The organism is Photobacterium sp. J15, assembly GCF_963870815.1.
Classification (GTDB): Bacteria; Pseudomonadota; Gammaproteobacteria; order Enterobacterales; family Vibrionaceae; genus Photobacterium; species Photobacterium marinum.
Genome location: NZ_CAWMUI010000001.1, coordinates 1,842,572 through 1,860,730, shown reverse-complemented (window position 1 = coordinate 1,860,730; position 18,159 = coordinate 1,842,572). Strand labels below are relative to the sequence as shown.

Annotated in this window: 14 protein-coding genes; 4 read left to right on the top strand and 10 right to left on the bottom strand. The window is 42.4% G+C overall.

Features of this window, described 5'->3' with window-relative positions:
• Positions 1-14: 14 nt before the first annotated feature.
• From tssA to tagH, 8 genes are read right to left on the bottom strand one after another with little or no spacing between them, the layout of a single operon-like run.
• Positions 15-1,112 (bottom strand): type VI secretion system protein TssA, encoded by a 1,098-nt coding sequence (gene tssA, locus AACQ93_RS08620; RefSeq protein WP_064604016.1) that lies wholly within the window; start codon positions 1,110-1,112, stop codon positions 15-17.
• Positions 1,113-1,156: 44 nt separating this feature from the next.
• Positions 1,157-1,972 carry a PP2C family protein-serine/threonine phosphatase gene (locus tag AACQ93_RS08615; RefSeq protein ID WP_064604013.1) on the bottom strand — a complete coding sequence of 272 codons (816 nt, stop codon included), beginning with the start codon at positions 1,970-1,972 and terminating at the stop codon, positions 1,157-1,159.
• Positions 1,966-2,658, bottom strand: coding sequence for a type VI secretion system-associated protein TagF (gene tagF / locus AACQ93_RS08610; RefSeq protein ID WP_064604011.1), 693 nt, complete (start codon positions 2,656-2,658; stop codon positions 1,966-1,968). Before tagF ends, AACQ93_RS08615 begins: the two co-directional genes overlap by 7 nt.
• Entirely contained in the window at positions 2,640-6,188 is a 3,549-nt protein-coding gene (gene tssM, locus AACQ93_RS08605; protein ID WP_064604008.1) for a type VI secretion system membrane subunit TssM, read from the bottom strand. Before tssM ends, tagF begins: the two co-directional genes overlap by 19 nt.
• A 15-nt stretch (positions 6,189-6,203) precedes the next feature.
• A complete protein-coding gene (gene tssL / locus AACQ93_RS08600) occupies positions 6,204-7,505 on the bottom strand; it encodes a type VI secretion system protein TssL, long form (protein WP_064604005.1) in 1,302 nt (433 codons plus the stop codon).
• 30 nt (positions 7,506-7,535) lie between these two features.
• On the bottom strand, positions 7,536-8,858 hold the full coding sequence (tssK, locus tag AACQ93_RS08595) for a type VI secretion system baseplate subunit TssK (protein ID WP_064604002.1): 1,323 nt from the start codon (positions 8,856-8,858) through the stop codon (positions 7,536-7,538).
• 31 nt (positions 8,859-8,889) lie between these two features.
• Positions 8,890-9,351, bottom strand: coding sequence for a type VI secretion system lipoprotein TssJ (gene tssJ, locus AACQ93_RS08590; protein WP_064603999.1), 462 nt, complete (start codon positions 9,349-9,351; stop codon positions 8,890-8,892).
• Positions 9,351-10,694, bottom strand: a complete 1,344-nt coding sequence (gene tagH, locus AACQ93_RS08585; protein ID WP_064603996.1) for a type VI secretion system-associated FHA domain protein TagH — start codon at positions 10,692-10,694, stop codon at positions 9,351-9,353. Before tagH ends, tssJ begins: the two co-directional genes overlap by 1 nt.
• Before the next feature lie 312 nt (positions 10,695-11,006).
• Here tagH and AACQ93_RS08580 point away from each other — a divergent pair, with 312 nt between their 5' ends.
• Positions 11,007-13,076 (top strand): serine/threonine-protein kinase, encoded by a 2,070-nt coding sequence (locus AACQ93_RS08580; protein WP_064603993.1) that lies wholly within the window; start codon positions 11,007-11,009, stop codon positions 13,074-13,076.
• An 87-nt stretch (positions 13,077-13,163) separates the two neighbouring features.
• Here the strand turns inward: AACQ93_RS08580 and AACQ93_RS08575 are convergent, their stop codons facing one another.
• Complete coding sequence (locus AACQ93_RS08575) at positions 13,164-13,478, bottom strand: DUF496 family protein (RefSeq protein WP_007467976.1); 315 nt, start codon at positions 13,476-13,478, stop codon at positions 13,164-13,166.
• A gap of 479 nt (positions 13,479-13,957) precedes the next feature.
• Between AACQ93_RS08575 and cspE (AACQ93_RS08570) the strand changes: the two genes are divergently transcribed.
• Entirely contained in the window at positions 13,958-14,167 is a 210-nt protein-coding gene (gene cspE, locus AACQ93_RS08570; protein ID WP_007467980.1) for a transcription antiterminator/RNA stability regulator CspE, read from the top strand.
• Between the two features lie 409 nt (positions 14,168-14,576).
• Positions 14,577-14,786, top strand: coding sequence for a transcription antiterminator/RNA stability regulator CspE (gene cspE / locus AACQ93_RS08565; RefSeq protein ID WP_064603988.1), 210 nt, complete (start codon positions 14,577-14,579; stop codon positions 14,784-14,786).
• A gap of 122 nt (positions 14,787-14,908) precedes the next feature.
• Here the strand turns inward: cspE (AACQ93_RS08565) and AACQ93_RS08560 are convergent, their stop codons facing one another.
• Positions 14,909-17,089 carry a thioredoxin domain-containing protein gene (locus AACQ93_RS08560; protein WP_064603987.1) on the bottom strand — a complete coding sequence of 727 codons (2,181 nt, stop codon included), beginning with the start codon at positions 17,087-17,089 and terminating at the stop codon, positions 14,909-14,911.
• A 258-nt stretch (positions 17,090-17,347) separates the two neighbouring features.
• Between AACQ93_RS08560 and AACQ93_RS08555 the strand changes: the two genes are divergently transcribed.
• The gene (locus AACQ93_RS08555; RefSeq protein ID WP_064603985.1) at positions 17,348-18,082 is read left to right on the top strand and encodes a DNA/RNA non-specific endonuclease; all 735 of its coding nucleotides are present in this window, start codon (positions 17,348-17,350) and stop codon (positions 18,080-18,082) included.
• Positions 18,083-18,159 lie beyond the last annotated feature (77 nt).

The following is an 18,159-nucleotide window of genomic DNA, read 5'->3' as shown; positions in this document are numbered from 1 at the left end:
AGAATAATAAAAGATCACTCATTGTTATCCTTTGCGATTCCAACGAGACGGAAATAGCCATTTCTCGCTTCATTATCTGAAATCAACTCTGCTAACAAATCTGGCAAAGCCATATCACTCCACCTGACAACTTGCTCTATCGCATAAGCCATTGGTGAGTGCGGCTCTGTTTGTTTAAAAAAATCAGCTATTTGTTTTAAACTTTTAATAGCCTCTTGCCTTGAATTTAGCTGTACACTCAATGTTGCAACAGTCGTATCGCTCTGCTTTTCATTCTCTGTTTCTAAATTATCTAATTCTCCAGAGGATTCATCATCATTAAGCTTCGCTCCGGCAAGGTATACCACTGCATCCAAACAACTTTGAAGCCGCTTACTAATATGTGACGTTGGCAATGACACTTCACATTTATCATCCATCACTTTAACAAGCTCGGTGTATGAATCTATTGCACTTTCAATATCTCGGTACAACTGCTGATAAAATGCGGCACTTGAAGCTTCAGCAGCCGCTAAAACATCCTTTAATTCTATTCCACCAGCACCTATGCGCTGTTTTTTCCTATCCGAATCAAGACGCTCTATTTCCAGCGCCTGTTCATACTCCCATAGCGAAAATGCCTGTTCAGTATGAACTTCTGTAATTGGCACACAGGAGATTGGTATTATTAAAGTACCTTCCCCTTCAACACCGTTTAACCCAATTAAAGGAGCAATTCGGGTTTCAATTCCATCTTCATCTGGTAAGGGATATAAATACTCCCAAAACTCTTCTATTAATATTTTTGCAACTGTGAAACCACAATTCAGCCCGGCAAAACCATAATTTCTCGCAAGTGCTTCTATATACCAGGCTGCAAACTCTAGATCTTTACACTGTGTGGTTAATATATTCGGCACACTAGTTAGAATATCTTTCCATTTAGCGGAGTATGACAACAGAGGCTCATTTTCAACCAGTGCATTTCTCTCTGCTGCTCTTGCATTATTCCTGACATCCTTAAGGCTAAAATAAGGTGATGTTGGCGTGACATCATTACGGAGATCTTCTCCTGCCGGAAACTCATCAGATACAGGTTGTTTTAAAAGTTCAAGATTAATTAAATCATCCATAATAAGGCACTTACACTCCATTATTCTCTATCACTCAACATTAATTATTTTTGATTAAATACCGGCACAGTATCATCATTATTAAATCTGATATTTTCGTTATTGATTATTAATTCCTCTTGTTCCTGAACTAACATAACCGTTACGTTATCTGAGGCACCTTTTACTAGAGCGGAATGTATTAACGCTAAACCTGCATCTTTTAATTCATTTGCTTGCAAACAATGAGAAATATCTCTGACTGGTAATTCTTTAGTTAAACCATCTGAACAAAGCAGAAAACGATCCCCGGGGTTTAACCGACCACTTATATGATCAATTTCAACTTGCTCACTAACCCCAACCGCCCTGGTGATAATATTTGCCATTGGGTGCTTTTCAGCTTCATCGGCAATAATATATCCCTTATCAACCATATCCATAACCTGACTGTGATCCCTTGTCAGTTGTATTAGTTTCTGATGCCGGTAAAGATAAATTCGGCTGTCACCTGCCCATAAGCAATGATATGTATTACCCTGCAAAAACAGCAGAACAACAGTGGTTCCTATGGTTTCCCCCTTCAGGTGACAACACGAATACTGATGTATTTTCCTATTCGCTTTTTGCAGGCTGTGATGTAAGTGGCTTAAATCCAGAACATCAGATGACGTTTCCGAGATAGCTTGTTTAACAATATCGACCAGCATTTTGCTGGCAACATCACCAGCTTTATGACCGCCCATTCCATCTGCAACTAACAATACGCCTGATTCAGGCATATCTAGACAAGCATCTTCATTATGCTGCCGAACTGTTCCCGGATGCGTCTGCGAGAAGATCTGATATTTACTATGATTGCTTTCTTTCAGCACTACCATCCCCACTGCTCCCATTCACCATCTAGCATTGCTGCAAATTGACTGACCAAGGGCAGACCCTTTGTAACGAGAGTGCATGGCGTGATCCTTTCCGAACCGGACGTCCACCAAAAACAATAACGTTCAAAACAGTCTCTGTACGCTTTATGCAGTAATTGATCTGACGATACCTTTTGCTCAGTTGTAACTATCAGGTGTCCGCTATGAGTAGCATTGATCTTTAACGGTGATGATGTTTCCGTATCCGGCGAAAACCACTCAGCTGAATTAATTGCCTCAACCCAATTAATTAAGTCTGTTCCGTCATCTAACAATTCCAGTACTTTCTGTTCAGACTCACTACTCCACTCTCTGTGACTCCAGAAACCAACTGGTGGCCCTTCAACCTCAGTGGCCAAAGTGAAATAAAAGTGCCGTCCGACCTGATCAATACTTGGCATTAAAGTCCCAATCACTGTTTTGTCACCACAAACTCCCGGAGACAAAGCAAAATGCCACACAGGGCTTGTCAGATAACAGCCTAGCCATTCCTTTCCCAACTGTTCCTTACTGACTGCCATTACGGCCTGAAGCCACTCTCTCCAGCCATCAACAAAATCAGAGGACAAGTTATCCTGAATGAAGTCACCTCGCGCCGGAACTTTGCCAAAATAGCCAATAACAGGCTTTACAGTATTTCCGGACATGAAAACCTCTCTATATCCCTGAGCCAGAAAGGATGGACAACACTGTTTGGTATCAATTTCAACTCAGTCCGATTTCCTTTCACTTCCAGTTTCAGCAAATGATCTTTGCGAGTTTTGGAACGAATCCGTGCTGCCTGATCCAACATTCGGAACAAGCCCCAATCTCCAGCAAACGTTTTTGTGATTGAATGTCCTGACTGCGGTGGTGTGAAAACCAACCTGACGTCAGACGAAGTGGTTTTATCTGGCCATGTAAAGTCAATAACTCTGGATGGACCGTGACGATACATCATTGACTGTCCACCAAGTTCAAACAAAATATTATTGATATGTTGATCGAGGTAATCAGCCCTGACACCAAACTCGACATATGGCACCTGACTTCCCTGAGCAAAAAACGCATCTCTGATTCGCCGGGCAGACTCAAACGTACGTAAGGCTCCTTCACTGACACCAACATTTTTAGTAAATCGCCATCTGCGCTTTGAGGTATCAACAAAAGGTTCCAGATATGACGCAAAGAATTTATCCATAATGCCGTCATGACCAAAAAATCGCCCGAAGTCTTTCAATTGCACATCATTTCTTGCCCACTGACTGAACGGGTATTTACCCTTTATTGAGCGCTGATACTCACTAACTACCTGCTCCTGCCAAAGTGTATTGATATGAACTTTGGATCCCTTTTTCGCCAGTTTAGACGTTTGCTTTTCTAACTGACCGATCCACTGATTAAACGGAGCCGGAATCGTGCTTCGAACATGATCTAATGTGTTATTCAAATTCCCCTGAGACTCTCCACCTAACAGGCTTTTATAAGCCACTCGGTCTTTTTCACCACTGTTTCTCATCCTGGCCAGATAGTTATAGAGGAGAACCATAGATTCATTCAGTGCTTTAAAATCAGCCTCATTGAGCTTAAGCAGTGAAGTGAACTGTTTTTCAACTACCTTACCTGGCAATTCGAAATCCACCTTCGGCATCTCATTAGGGAGATAACGGGTTAACCTTGTCTTTTTATGCTGCAAAGCTACGTTAGCCGCATTGGCAGCCACCTCACCAGCAGCTTTGGCATTCTTGCTCACTGGTAAGTTGGTAAGCCGCAGCTGTTTTTGAAATGCCTTAATCAGAGTTTCAAGCGGCTGTTCTGTGCCGGCGAGCACCTGTGCCTGGTACAATCCCTCTCTGGCACTACCGTAAGGCCTGAGTTTTAAATCAGCCAATAATTGTTGCCATTCATAAACATAGTCCCGGTAATATTTCTCCCGAACCGCTTTAGCGACCTGTTCACGATTAGTCTCTTCAATATCCAGATCATCTCCGTACACCCAGCTATCTTCCATCAGACGTTTAACAATTCGTTGATTCTCCAACTGAAATACGCTGTGAAAACCGTTATAGGTATACAGTCCTGGAATGCCGTCAGAGAGTGGTTTTCCACTGGTTCTCACGAAGACTTCTCTGCCCTCCGTCCCGAGAATGTCAGTTACTTTGAACTCCGGAATATGGCTATCTGCAAACTCAAGCTTCAGGCGCTGATAAGCGCGTTCTGCTAATGGCATCTCTGTTAGAACATCTCGGGCTGCAGTTACGGCATCTTGGTTTTCCCCAATACCTGTTACACCGCTACGCAATAAATTCTCGGTATGAGCCAGCAAAGATTGACGTAATTCTTCATTAACTTCCCCGGGAAATGAGCGCTCAAAATAGACAGAAAGCCAACTCATTACCTGCTCATATTCATAATGCTCCCTGTCAAAAAGCATCAGGTAAGTTTTCAGTGTCTCGTAAAGATATTCCAGATACCCCTGATTGAGTTGCATTTCATTTATCAACGCATCAGCCAGATAAGGTGCAAGAAACCCTTGCAGCCCCCTGTCGTACGCCGCATGTGCAGGCTGTCCAATCTTATCGCCTTGATATAATCCAACCCGCTTTATCCCTTTAGAATCCAGCATTTGCCCGCTAAAACCGGCAGGCATATCTTTCAAGGCATCCAGCGCACGTACAAGCGTCACGACATCAGTTTCTGCTGTCAGCCCTGTACCCACTATCTCGTTGTAATCCTTGATTGAAGACGCCGTTTCACTCACTAGATATCGATTCCAGAAATAGCTCTGGGTCCAAAGTGTCGCCATTGACAATGTTGCAATAGTGCAAGCCACTAAAACACTTCGCCTTAGCCAAACTTTCTGCTTTTTATGATGAAGGTTAACGGTTCCCAGATACTGTTCCTGGAAAATGACATCCTCAAACAAACGTTTGATGAAAAAACCCTTACTTTCAACGCTGTACTGCTTCAGCGGTACAGCGCCCAAGCCCATATCACTGGATGCCTCAGTAATGACTCGATCTATGGGTAATCCTTGCTGGGTTGCGCTAACGATATAAACACCACGCAGCATCGGAGCCTCTTCAAAAGAGTTTGGTGTGAATATTTCTTTCAAAAAGTCATCTGTGGCAGCCTGAAGCGCACGTAATTGTCGTGGAAATTCATAGATCAGCGTTCGGTTATCAAGATCCCGAGTATTTTGCAGTCGTGTATTAACCCGCTTTAAAATTCTCTGCAGTAACTCATAAAATTCTTTATTGAACATCCCGACAACACCGCGCTCAGCATCTTCCGGTTGTTCAGGGAAGGTAATCCCCCAAACCTGTTCACGCTGCTCAGGCGTTAGGTCGGCAAAATACTCACCAAATCCGGGAACGAGATCGGCTTTCGTCAATACAACATATACTGGAAAATGCATCCCTAACTGGTTTTTCAGTTCTTGGATACGCTGCTTGATTGCCCGGGCGTGGAGGTTTCTTTCTGTCTTCGTCTGAGTTAATAACGCAGACAGACTCACTGTTACAATGGCACCATTAATCGGACGCCTGACACGGTATTTTTTCAGCAATCCAAGGAAACCCAGCCAAGCTCGTGCATCTTGCTCACTATGGCTGTCCTGAGTTGTATAACGGCCTGCGGTATCAATCAGTACCGCTTTATTGGTAAACCACCAGTCACAATTGCGGGTTCCGCCAAGCCCTTCCAGTGGATCATTTCCTAACTTGTCCTTAAGAGGAAACTCCATTCCAGAATTAAGTAAGGCCGTTGTTTTACCGGTACCAGGAGGACCAATTAATATATACCAGGGCAGCTGATATACACTCTTACCCTTAATCAGCGTTGATTTACTCAGTACATCGAGCGCCTGAACGATTCGAGTGCGCAGCGTATCAATTTCACGCTGAGACGCCGCATCAATATTTTCTCCATCATTATTATCCAGCAAAGACTTTACGGCTTTCTCATCCTCTCGCTTACTTTTGGCCATACGAAAAATATTAATCAGCGCCCATACAAGAACCAAAGCTAATAAAACAGACAAGCGCGCAACTGTGCTGGAGAGAGGCTCACTACCAGCAATCGCTATCAACGGTCCGCCAAACCAAATCAATAATGAAATTGCCAATAATCCGAGCAGGGATATTGCCCAACGGGAACACACGGCTTGTCCTATACGACGTAATCCTTTTTTGAACATTCTTCTGCCATCCCCTTATTTCGAATAAAGCAAATCAATTTCAACACGACGATTTTTCGCCCTGTCTTTCGCTGATTTATTAGGACTTCTTGGTTCTGAATCCCCCATACCTTCTGGCCACAATCGCCCATGCAACTGAGTCCCCAAAGCAATGGTATTAGCAACAGCGGTCGCTCTTGCCAGTGATAAATGCCAGTTAGACGGATATTTACTGGTGAAGATAGGTTGATCATCCGTGTGACCCGTTATCAAAATCCGTCCCTGTGTTGATTCAAGAGCTCGTGCTATTTTTGACAGAAGAGGAATCAGAGAACCTTTAACTTCGGCACTACCAGAAACAAAAAGCTCATTGCTGTTAATAACGATCCTAATTCGATCCGGAAGCTCTACAAACTCAATAGCTCCTGTTTCCACTTCACTTTGTAATAGTTGCTGTAAATACTTGGCCCCCGGATTTTCTGCCTCGGTACTATCTGTTTTCACCGCCTCCCAACGAGCAACATCATTTATCTGATTAAAAACCTCATTTGAATAGGCATTAAGGTGATAGCTAAAGCCCATATAAACCCCAAGCGTTAATGCGGAGAACACAGAAATAATTACCCAAACAGGGAAATCACTTTTTGGTTTAGCTCCGATAAGCACTCTGGCTTTCGTGTCAGGTGACAGTTCCGTTTGTGATTCGCCCCGCCTGGCTGTCAGTTGCTGGAAAATTTGCTCACGGTAAAACTCAAGACGGTCCATCCCTCTCTCTTCAACCCGCATTTTGCCGATAAAGCCGAGGGACAGGCAGAGGTATTGCAACTCCAGAAGTTGCCAATTCGTATTAGGATGAGATAGTGCGTTATCCAATAAAGTATAAAAATATTCTCCACCTAGTGTTTCTGCGTGAAATGTTGATAACAAGCTTTCTGTTACCCAACTGGATTGACCGCCCCACATGGTATTCAGTACGGTTTCATCAATAAATGAACAGAGACAATATCTAGCCGACTCGATCGATTCATCATCAACGGATTTTGCCCGCAAACGAATTTCATATTCGCGAACTTTTTCAATGCAACTTTGCTTAAGGGCAGGAACATCGTGATGATCCGGTGTACTTCTGATTTGAGCGATAATCGATAATAAAACTCCGGCATCCTCCAATAACGGGTTGTCCCCCAACGAAGGTAAACCAGCTAACCTCTCACCCGTTTTTATCTTATTTAAAACCACAGTATGATCGAACTCAGATGGCTGCTCCTTCTGCGGCTTCAATTCTGAATTGATACCACGAATTCCTGGCCTCGGTTTTAATAATGTTGCCTCTGTCATTACATCCAGCCCCTGAACAATGAACCCTTACTAATTGATTGCCCACAATTGCATGTCTAAATCCGGATATTGGCCGGAAAGATGCATTGCAATACCGCCACTGGCGCTTAAGCGCTGCCAGTAATCATTACTTTTATCGAGCTGGAAGTAGTGATACCCCGAGTGATAAGGAATCTGTCGAGGTGCTACCGGCAATCCTGCGACAGCAATTCCAGGCAACTGGTTATTAACTAAATCTCGAATATGCTCTACCGGGCCAATCTTGATCTGAGCAGGGAAACGACGTCGCAACTCTTCTGTTGGTAAATCAGCTTTAACGGCAATAACAAAAACAGCCCTTTCCAACAGAGCTTTATCAGCTACTGGCGCTACTCGAATACCAAATTTAGTTGCTTCGACAGGAAGCTGGACTGCAGTTTGCTCCAAAACTGAACTCATATACTGATTCAGAACAGTCATAATGCAGCCAAGCACTGTTGCCAAATTATCGTGCAGATATACCGGCATTTCAGGCGGACGTTTCTTTTCAGCAATGAACGTGGACAGTTCTCCGGTAAAAGAAAACAGATAACGACACAGTACTTCTGGATGTAAACCATCACCCATTTCAAGATGAAAAAATAAAGGTTCGTAGCGATTTAACAACTGCAACATCAGGAAATCAGCAATAGAGCTGGCTGTACCCTGTCCCTGACTTAAACGATTAGCAATGGTATCTGCACGAAGTTTAATCATCCCCCTAAGTTCTGTAATGGACTGCTTGATCACAGGGCTGCGCTGAACATTAAGGCAGGGTGGAATAAATTTGTCATCAAGAATGACCTTGCCTTCATCTGTTAGCTCAATAACCCGCGCTATCGGCACCGTGACATACCCCGATAGGCTATCACTCGATAGCTTCAACTCCGGTGATAATTGTGCCAACTGAAGAATTTCAGTTGACTCGCTTCCTACAACCGAGTCTGAAACCTGATGATCGCAAAAATTATAACGAGTCACCTGTGAACTGCCCTGCTCACTTATATTTATTACGCCTTGCTTCTCTGCTGGAATCGCCAAATAAACCAACTGCTCACGAACACTTTTATCTAACAGCAATGGCTCAGGTAAAACTTCCCTAAACGGGCACACCACCACACTTCCATCAGGCATTAAAGCATTCATTTTTGCTATACCTACCCGGCCGTGATTCAGCAACGCTTCATCCAGCTTTAATTCACGGATTCCCCATGAATAAGCCGTCTGGTTAGCCATCTGATTCATTTCATATAAAAAGAAACGCTCTTGCTGCTGAAAATGTTGAGGACGTAAGAACATCCCTTCACTCCAAGCAACCCTGGAAAAATCACTCATATTATTTATCCCAATAATAAAAAATAAATGTCTAGTGACTTCGGCTGAAAACAGTTAATTCGCCAATGACCACATCAACTGTTTCATAGGCAGTTGGATCAATTTCAACGACTTCCCGCCACCGAGCATTCTCAATATCACGATAAGCAACCAGAATTCCGGCATAACGGGCACCGGGCGAAAGGCTCAATTCATGTTCAAACTCAGAGCCGGGAGAAAACTCAAATTCATTTTGAACAATTAAATCTGGCCCTAAATATTTATTAGGCTCATCATACAAAGAGAAAAAATCCTGACTATCAAATAATGTTCTCGATGAAAGCTCAAAAACTTTAACCACAACCGGTGAAGCTCTGCCACTTAAATCAGGATTAACATCTTCAGACACTTCAAATTTCAAACTTGTATATGCAGGCACTACATAATTAGCAACCGTGCATCCTGTCAAAAAAACTGAGAATGTAAAAACAAGTAATAATGTCATTTGTTTCATCAGACTTCCTCCTGATTTAAATCTCTTAAGCTCGCTTCATAAGCTTTTACAAAATCCTCCCAATAAAAAGCCTTCCCGCCCCCACAAAGCTCTTCATTTAACCGTTGATATAAAGCCTCATAGGTCGCCCAGTTAGATTTAGATGTACTGATCCGATGCCAAAATTGTTTTTCCGGCGTTCTGTTTTTTATCGAACAAGGTGAAAGTAACTTCATTATTCCACTAACGGAACCTTCAACACCGGCCAACAGCGCTTTCTCATGCTTCTCAATATCAATAAAAGCCTCTTTGATTGCCTGCTCTGCCGATAAAAAACTGGTAGTATTCCGGTTAAATAAGTTGTGTACTGCGTCTTCAACATTAGCTGAAAACTTCAGAGGGTTATTTTCCTGACGCTTAAATAAAGTGTGGTTTAACCTATAATTCTGCTTGAATTCTGAGCGTTGATGAAGCGTATCCATTACACCTGACATAAGATAATTCATTGCACAGCCAAGCTCATACCACCACTGATGATCTGTTTTCAGCGGTACCATCCCAGAGCTGATCCCAAGCCCCTTTATGAAAGCCTCTAAGTCATCAGAGCTTGTCCTTTCAATAGCTTCAGATTCTTCATTTAAAGACATATTACAAATATGCTGCTTTATTGGCTGTTCTTGTTCTATTGATGGTGTAGTAATTGGTAATTCAGGAGAGTCCTTATCCTCATTTTGATGGTCGTCAATATTCAGATAACTGCTCCAATCCTCAGGTACAGAATCAGTGTCAGAATGATTTGATTTAACATTCAAATTCTCTGGTGCTATAAAGCTGTCTTCAATGCTGCCGGAAAAAACAGGCAATGCGGATTTAAAATCATGACTATTAGTAACAATTGGTGTGTTACCTTCACTCGTTCTATTAAAAGAAGATATGGGAATCCCAAAACTGATATCATCACTATCTTCTTTTAATATCTCATCAACACTCTTGCAATCTGATATTTTAGCTTTTGGCTTTTTATCCTCCAAGAAGATATCACTCACTTCTACTTCATAGTCTCCCATCGAAACAATATCGCCAACATTTATCTTATAGTTATTTTCTTTTCCTAATGGCTTCAAAGAATGATTAATAAAAACCCCATTAGTTGACTGATCTATAATATAAATATCATCATCAACATATTCCAATTCGGAATGACAAGATGAAATAACTCTTTCTGGATCGGGTAAATACCAATCACACAAATCTGAACGACCAATAGTGTATGTATTTTTATTTCCGTCAAATACAAAGGTTTTCTTTGCTTCAAAATCAGACGTAAACCTGTGATAACTTACGACAGATAGTTTCAACTCCATATAAACCCCAGCCACAAAAAAGATTATTCAAGAAGTCCCTGAATTGACAGAATAAAACCAATAGAATAAGGCACTCAGAATTATTTTGGTTCCGCTGATATTAAAAACCCACAACACAAATAGCAATCATGCCAAACCCCGGTTTTTGCATTATTCCACTCACTTCAAATAATGTGGTAAACAGCCTTACAAGGTTTGATGATGTTTTCGTAGTTTGCCGCATTATCAGGCAATACTCATGGGTTCGACAGAAGGTTACTGTTATTAAAGAAGCACTAAAGTAATAACTAACTGGTGGGAGAAGTTACTGACATGGCACACAATGAAGAACATAATGCCAAACAAGCTGAAAATGTAGTGTCAAAAACCATAAAGAACCCTGATGATAACTTGCCTCCATCACATCGCATTCAAGCTCATGCCAGTTCAGCATTAATTAATGAAAACCCACAAGAGTCTCAGTATAAGAGCAGTTCCCTCATGCAAGCCGGTCAAATCATCAAAGGACGTTATCAGATAGAAAAACTGATTGGTCACGGCGGTATGTGCGATGTCTATCAAGCTACAGACTTACTACTCAAGGCTGCGGGTGTTAACAATCCCTTTGTTGCGTTAAAAATCTTGCAAAATGAACATCTTAATCAGCCGGGAGCAGCCAAGATTCTCATCAGAGAGGCACAAAAAACACAGCAACTCAGTCACCCAAACATCATTCGTGTCTATGATTTCGGAGCAGATAAGACAGCTCATTATTTAGTGATGGAATGGCTTGACGGTGAAACACTTGAAGAGGTGATTAAGCGCTCTCGACCAAACGGACTCAACTACCCCAGCGCGATGAAACTACTAAAGCAAATAGTTTCCGCACTTCAATATGCTCATAGCCAGGGCATGGTGCATGCTGATCTTAAACCAAGCAATATAATGCTCAACCGAGACGGCACCATCAAAATCTTTGACTTTGGTGTATCAAAAGCACTGAACCTGAGTGCTGATATCTATTCGGCTGAAATCAGAGATGAAACAAACATACTTTGTGGCTATACCCCGACTTATGCATCACCAGAAATGCTTAAAGGTGAAGAACCATCGGTTAAAGACGATATCTTTGCATTTAGCTGTATTGCTTACGAAATGTTGACGAGTAAGCACCCTTTCAACCGTAAACCCGCAGATCTCGCTGAGCGTTCGCAAGAAAATGTGTCTAAACCAACCAATCTCAAAAACAGTAAATGGCGAGTTCTCAAGCAAGGACTTGAATTTGATCCATCAAGACGCATTAGTAATTTTGACGACTTCACGAAGCAAATTAACACTCGTTACTGGCCACAATTAACAGCAGCGATCGCTTTTTGTGCCGTCGCAACTGCGACCGCATACGGCTTTCACCTTAAAAATGCAGAAATTAAAAACCTGACTGCACAAATACAAAGCAGCGACAGCAACACGGCAAATGACTCTCAATTTGCTAACTTAACACCAGAGGAACTGCTAAATACAGTCAATACCTTCCCTGAAAGCAAAGCCTTATTTAAGGATGGATTGCTTAGAAAACACAGGGAACAGATCATTGAAATATACGAACAGAAAATAAACACGATCCTCAATCAAAAAGACAGGCGTTATCCCGATTACTATGAAATAAAGAAAGAGTTAAACACGATTCAGCAGTTTTACCCGGACTCATTATTGATTACCACGCTAACAACAGAAATCAGCAACAGCTGGCAAGCCACCGCTGATATGTTGTCGGAAAGAATTAATACTCTTTTAGAACAGGGAAACTATGCATCAGACAGTAAAGGTAATGACATTTATCAGCTTATAGCTGATCTCGGTACGGTTAAAAAAGACTATGCCTTCACTCCTTCAGCAGTGGCTGAGTCTACATTTACTAAACGATATAACAAAGCTTCTGATAACAGAGATCTCAGCGGATTGTCTGAAATAATACGCGCCGGCAATCTGATGTTTCCTCAACAATCAGACCTTCTGGCTTCAGCCGTTGAGCTAAAAGACGCGGTACAACAAATAGACACCTACTATGAGCATCAAAAGCAGGGGCAAAATCCTGAGTTCCCCTATCAAGCGGCTGACTTATTCTATCAGAATCAGTTTGACAACCTGAATGCGCGACTTCGTAAAGTTAGAACAGTTAACCAGCTAGACAAACTCAATGGCGACGTTAACAAACAAACAGAAACTTTACCGGAAGACTTTTCCCCTCTGATACAAATTCGTCTCGCTATGGCAACACGCTACCTGGAATTTTCAGATCAATTCCTTCAGGCAAAACGAGAAAGAACCGCCAGTGCAGTAATGAAAAAAGCAAATGGACTGTTTGCCAAAGTCGAACAAGCCAGAAGCCGCTCATCAAGCTAAGGCTGAGCTTAAGTAAGAATATGCACTCGTATTTGTTAGACATAAAAAAACCCGGCAAATGCCGGGTTTTGAGATTCTTATTTAAGCTTACTGCTGTGGCTTAGAGCTGATTTCCTGCTTCTTCAGATCTTTAACGCTCTTGCTTACTTCGCGGCGCTCTTTAGAAAGCTCTGCACTGATGATGATGTGATCGTCTACACGATCCTCGTAGTCAGTCTTCATGTTTTCGATGATTTCTACGATCTGATCGTGGCTCATATCTGCTTTGATGTAATCAAGCAGGTTTTCCAGTAGCTCAACACGCTTACGGTTATCACGAACTTTACGATCATTGTCCAGGATTTCACGCTTTAGCTTGTTTTTACGTCGTGTCTGGCGTACCAGCTCTAGGATAGTGTTCATTTTTTGTCCTTCTATGAATCAACAAAACCTAACTGGGTTCGTTATATCAGAAAGTTATGTTGTTACTCAAGTCACATTACGAGCAAGAAACAATTATCAACGATTCTTTGATTTGATACAGCAAAAAGTAATGTAACGAGCCTTTAAACCTTATTAGTACAATTAAAAGTTAACTTTGTCTTATATGTAATAAAAATTGCTTTTAATTCATCCGTATAGAGTTCACGAAAATAATGACCAAAAAGTGAAATCCGTGTGAAATCATCCACAAATTTCTTAGCTTTGTATTTGCAAAAAGACTCATAGTGCCTACTCTTTAGTCAGTCCAGTAGTGTTTGGCAATGATGCAACAATGTGAACAATGTACTTCTTCACCGGCCCTTGCTCAAAGGATGTTGTTTTGAAGGAACCTGTTACATTTGTCACCAAAGTTAAATAGTTATTGGCGTTAATGTTGATGTGGATATTCAGGAGACAGTATGTCTAAAGCAACAGGTACCGTTAAGTGGTTCAATGAAGAAAAGGGTTTCGGTTTTATCACTCAAGATAACGGCGGTGCCGACGTATTCGTACATTTCCGAGCTATTGCTGGCGACGGTTTTAAAACGCTATCAGAAGGTCAGAAAGTACAGTTTGATACCGAGCAAGGTCCGAAAGGGCTACAAGCGGCTAATGTAGAAAAGGTGTAAGCCACTTCTAGCTAGCTATACACATAAAGGGCCAAAATGGCCCTTTTTCTTTCCATACAAAATCTTTATAAAATTTTATTTTTTAGGCAAAAACCTTTGATTTCATCACTAACTCGTTGTTAATAACAAAGATTGTTCTTCATCCAACTGCCACAAAACTCACATTTTTCGACATAAATAGCTAAAAAGTCTCATATTTGCTTGCTCTACTGTCCCCCTTGTGGCCTAATACTCCTCGGCCTGTAATGCAGTCCTATTTATGCTACAAATTGTAAGAGAAAACTTCGTTACACCACTTTGCAAAGTGTCGATGTCCTGAAGAGCTTCAATTCTTTTGTCCATAAGTAATTCATTATCATGGCTTAAGTACGCTTTTGCGTTAGATTCAATATATTTCAGGAGACATCACATGTCTAAAGCAACTGGTATCGTTAAGTGGTTTAACGACGAGAAAGGTTTTGGTTTCATCACTCAGGACAACGGCGGCGCTGACGTATTCGTTCACTTCCGTGCTATCGCTGGTGACGGCTTCAAATCTCTAGCTGAAGGCCAGAAAGTATCTTTCGACATCGAAGAAGGTCAGAAAGGTCCTCAAGCTGCTAACGTTGAAAAGATCTAATTTAGATTTTTAACGTAAGAATTTTTAAGAGCGTCTCCGGACGCTCTTTTTGATCCAGTCCTTTCTTAGCTCTTATCTATCTCATCTTTACCAGAAACCAATCGTCCGAGATCTAAATTACCTTAACTGCGATCCTCTGCCACCAACCTTATTAACCTTGCCAGGATATTAGCTCTCCCTATTATCGGTAACTCACAAGCAGTGCCCAGGCACAAACACATCACCTGCTTATCTGCGGGAAATTTTGTTGAAAATAACTCGGATTCGGCAGAGCCTTTCCCTTCCTGATCTCTGTCTTTGTCGCCATCTCTACCAGCAGCAGTTAACCAGACCGTATCAGGCAAATACTGCCCCTTTAGTGGATTGAGGATATCTGCTGTTATACCCCTTCCCGACAACAACAAGTGCTGACCGGGGCTTTTCATTAACTCTACGGCTGTCAGCAACACAGTGTATCCCGCTGGATAGCGATTAGCCTGAGGAGCAAAGGCAGCTATCAATTGATTAAATCTCGTCTGCCAACAGGTTTCACCGGTAAGCCGATATAAAAAAGCAAGATTACGAGCCATCATTGCATTTCCTGATGGTTCCGCGCCGTCATAAATCTCTTTTGCCCGAACAGCCAACTCTGTATTGGCCTCGGTAAAGTAAAAACCGTGACTTTCATCGTCCCAGAATTTATCAATGGCTATTTCAGTCCACTCCAATGCTTGCTTCAGATAGTCGTTATTCAGCGTGGCCTGATGAAGCTCTAATGCGGCCCAGATAAGGCTTGCATAATCATCAAGATGAGCAGGCAATCCAGCATGACCGTTACGGTATCGCTTGATAAGAAAACCATTCTCATCCACTAAATTCTGCCTTATAAAATCAAACGCATTGTGCGCCATCTCTAAACCATCACGACAGTCAAGTAACAGCGAACACCGTGCTAAAGCGGCAATAGCCAAGCCATTCCAATCGGATAACACCTTATCATCCAGCAGTGGATGCTCTCGTTTTTCTCGATGCTGATAAAGCTTGTTGCGAATCACCTGCCACTCTGTCCGCCAGGTTTTAGATATTACCTTTTCTCTATCGTCATTATCCGTAGTTGCTACAAAATACTCAGAAAGGTGCAGAATGTTCGCGCCAGTCATTCTGCCACTGGCTTCATCGATATAATTCCCCTTAGGAAATACACAGAAGTCACGTTCAAGCCACGTCAGTTCGTCCTGCGTCAAGACTTCTTTAAGCTCTTCATAACGCCAGATATAAAATTTCCCTTCTTCGCCCTCGCTGTCAGCATCTTCAGCACTGTAGAATCCACCATCAGGATGTAGCATCCTTAATTTCAGATATTCGACAACCTCTTCTGCTGTCTGTTTGTAAAAATCATCCTCTGTAGCAGCGTAAACTTCGCTATAGGCCATCAACATCAAGGCCTGATCGTAAAGCATCTTTTCAAAATGAGGCACTAACCAGCGATTGTCAGTGCTGTAGCGATGAAAGCCGTAACCGATATGATCAAACAGCCCACCCAATCGCATTGCTAAAAGTGATTTTTTCACCATCATCAAAGCATGATCATTACCGGTTTGGTACCAATAACGAAGCAGGAAGAGGTACTGATGTGGAAGCGGGAACTTTGGTGCATCACCAAAACCACCATGCTCTGCATCGAAGGTTTGCTCAAACCATCTATACGCCTGATGCTCAATTTTTTCATCAAGGACGCCAGCTGCCGGAAGGCCACTTAACGCCTGAAGCTGATTATTGAGCTGATCAGCGCCATTAAGAAGAACCTCACGCTGTTGCTGCCATGCACGAGCTACACTCGGAACCAGTTCCATCATACCTGGTCGTCCGTACTGACCTCGTTTAGGCAAATAAGTAGTCGCATAAAAAACCTGCCCTTGAGGTGTAAGGACACAATTCAGCGGCCAGCCTCCCCCTCCGGTCATAGATTGACAAGCTGCCATATGGAGTTGATCGATATCCGGCCTCTCTTCTCTGTCGACCTTGATGGCAACAAAATCCCGATTGAGCAAAGCCGCAACTTCCGCATCCTCAAACGACTCTCGCTCCATCACATGGCACCAATGACAAGTCGCATAGCCTATCGAAAGAAAGATCGGCTTATCTTCGGTCTTCGCTTTCTCAAAAGCTTCATCACTCCAGGGATACCAATCGACAGGATTAGCCGCATGTTGCAGTAGATATGGACTTTGTTCAAACACCAACCGATTCCAGTATCCCCCACCATCAGGCGGTAATTTTTTTAACTCATCTTCACTAGGGATTTTGGGGTGATGCTCAGCCATAAGAAGTTACCTGCTGGAAGGAAAAAGGAGAGCAAGGCTTTATGAACAACAGTCTAGGCATAATGCTCCAAACTGTCGAATAAGCCACTTTCATCGAATATAAGTTACTAATTTTGTTGATAAAGCGCTTTCCATCCCACTCTTGGCATGCAAAAAATCACTCTCATCACAATTCACTTATTTATCAATACATTCCTATTGATAACAGGAATATCATCCACCCAGCTTCATATACAACAAAACACTGGAAAAAAGACCATGAAAAAAGTTTTAATTGCCATACTGGGTCTGAGCCTGTCGGCTACCGCATCAGCCGCTGTTTGCCACCAGCACCTTGAACAAGGAACACCGGGTGAAAGTGATCAAATTCTTTGTCGAGATGGATACGCTGTCGGATATAACTACCAGAACAAAGTCTCTGACTGGGTTGCCTATCACATCACTAAAGAGAGCGTAAATGCTTTTTATGAACGCTCAAATAGCTTTCGTTCCGATAAAGATGTACCTTCATCCTTCCGTGTAACCAGCAGCGACTATTCCAAAACAGGCTATGACAGAGGCCACCTGGCTCCTTCCGGCACCATGGACTTCACCCAACAGTCGATGCAACAAAGCTTTCTGATGACCAACATGGCACCGCAGTTACCTGGCTTTAACCGTGGCGGCTGGAAAGCACTTGAAGAGAAAGTCCGTGAATGGGCTAACACCTATAACGAGCTATACGTTGTATCAGGCCCGATCTGGGATGGTAATGAAACTTACATAGGAAATGGCATTTATATCCCGAGCCGCTTCTACAAAGTGATTCTTGACCCAGCCTACAATGAAGCTATTGCCTTCATTGTTCCTCACCGCAAAGTATCCGCTAGTGAACTACCTTCGTTCATTGTCACCGTTGATCAAGTTGAAGAGCTAACTAACCTGGATTTCTTCAGTGAGCTGCCTGATGACGTTGAAGAGGAAGCAGAAAATGCAGAATGGGATATGTGGTAATAATTTGTTAACCGCTCTCTGATTCTACAAATAACAAAAGCGGTCGCTATCAGTGATCGCTTTATCGACAAAAGCAC

Excerpts from the sequence above, each read along its gene's own strand:
- tssA (WP_064604016.1), bottom strand. The coding sequence starts at position 1,112 with ATGGATGATTTAATTAATCTTGAACTTTTAAAACAACCTGTATCTGAT.
- AACQ93_RS08615 (WP_064604013.1), bottom strand. The coding sequence starts at position 1,972 with ATGGTAGTGCTGAAAGAAAGCAATCATAGTAAATATCAGATCTTCTCG.
- tagF (WP_064604011.1), bottom strand. The coding sequence starts at position 2,658 with ATGTCCGGAAATACTGTAAAGCCTGTTATTGGCTATTTTGGCAAAGTT.
- tssM (WP_064604008.1), bottom strand. The coding sequence starts at position 6,188 with ATGTTCAAAAAAGGATTACGTCGTATAGGACAAGCCGTGTGTTCCCGT.
- tssL (WP_064604005.1), bottom strand. The coding sequence starts at position 7,505 with ATGACAGAGGCAACATTATTAAAACCGAGGCCAGGAATTCGTGGTATC.
- tssK (WP_064604002.1), bottom strand. The coding sequence starts at position 8,858 with ATGAGTGATTTTTCCAGGGTTGCTTGGAGTGAAGGGATGTTCTTACGT.
- tssJ (WP_064603999.1), bottom strand. The coding sequence starts at position 9,351 with ATGAAACAAATGACATTATTACTTGTTTTTACATTCTCAGTTTTTTTG.
- tagH (WP_064603996.1), bottom strand. The coding sequence starts at position 10,694 with ATGGAGTTGAAACTATCTGTCGTAAGTTATCACAGGTTTACGTCTGAT.
- AACQ93_RS08580 (WP_064603993.1), top strand. The coding sequence starts at position 11,007 with ATGGCACACAATGAAGAACATAATGCCAAACAAGCTGAAAATGTAGTG.
- AACQ93_RS08575 (WP_007467976.1), bottom strand. The coding sequence starts at position 13,478 with ATGAACACTATCCTAGAGCTGGTACGCCAGACACGACGTAAAAACAAG.
- cspE (WP_007467980.1), top strand. The coding sequence starts at position 13,958 with ATGTCTAAAGCAACAGGTACCGTTAAGTGGTTCAATGAAGAAAAGGGT.
- cspE (WP_064603988.1), top strand. The coding sequence starts at position 14,577 with ATGTCTAAAGCAACTGGTATCGTTAAGTGGTTTAACGACGAGAAAGGT.
- AACQ93_RS08560 (WP_064603987.1), bottom strand. The coding sequence starts at position 17,089 with ATGGCTGAGCATCACCCCAAAATCCCTAGTGAAGATGAGTTAAAAAAA.
- AACQ93_RS08555 (WP_064603985.1), top strand. The coding sequence starts at position 17,348 with ATGAAAAAAGTTTTAATTGCCATACTGGGTCTGAGCCTGTCGGCTACC.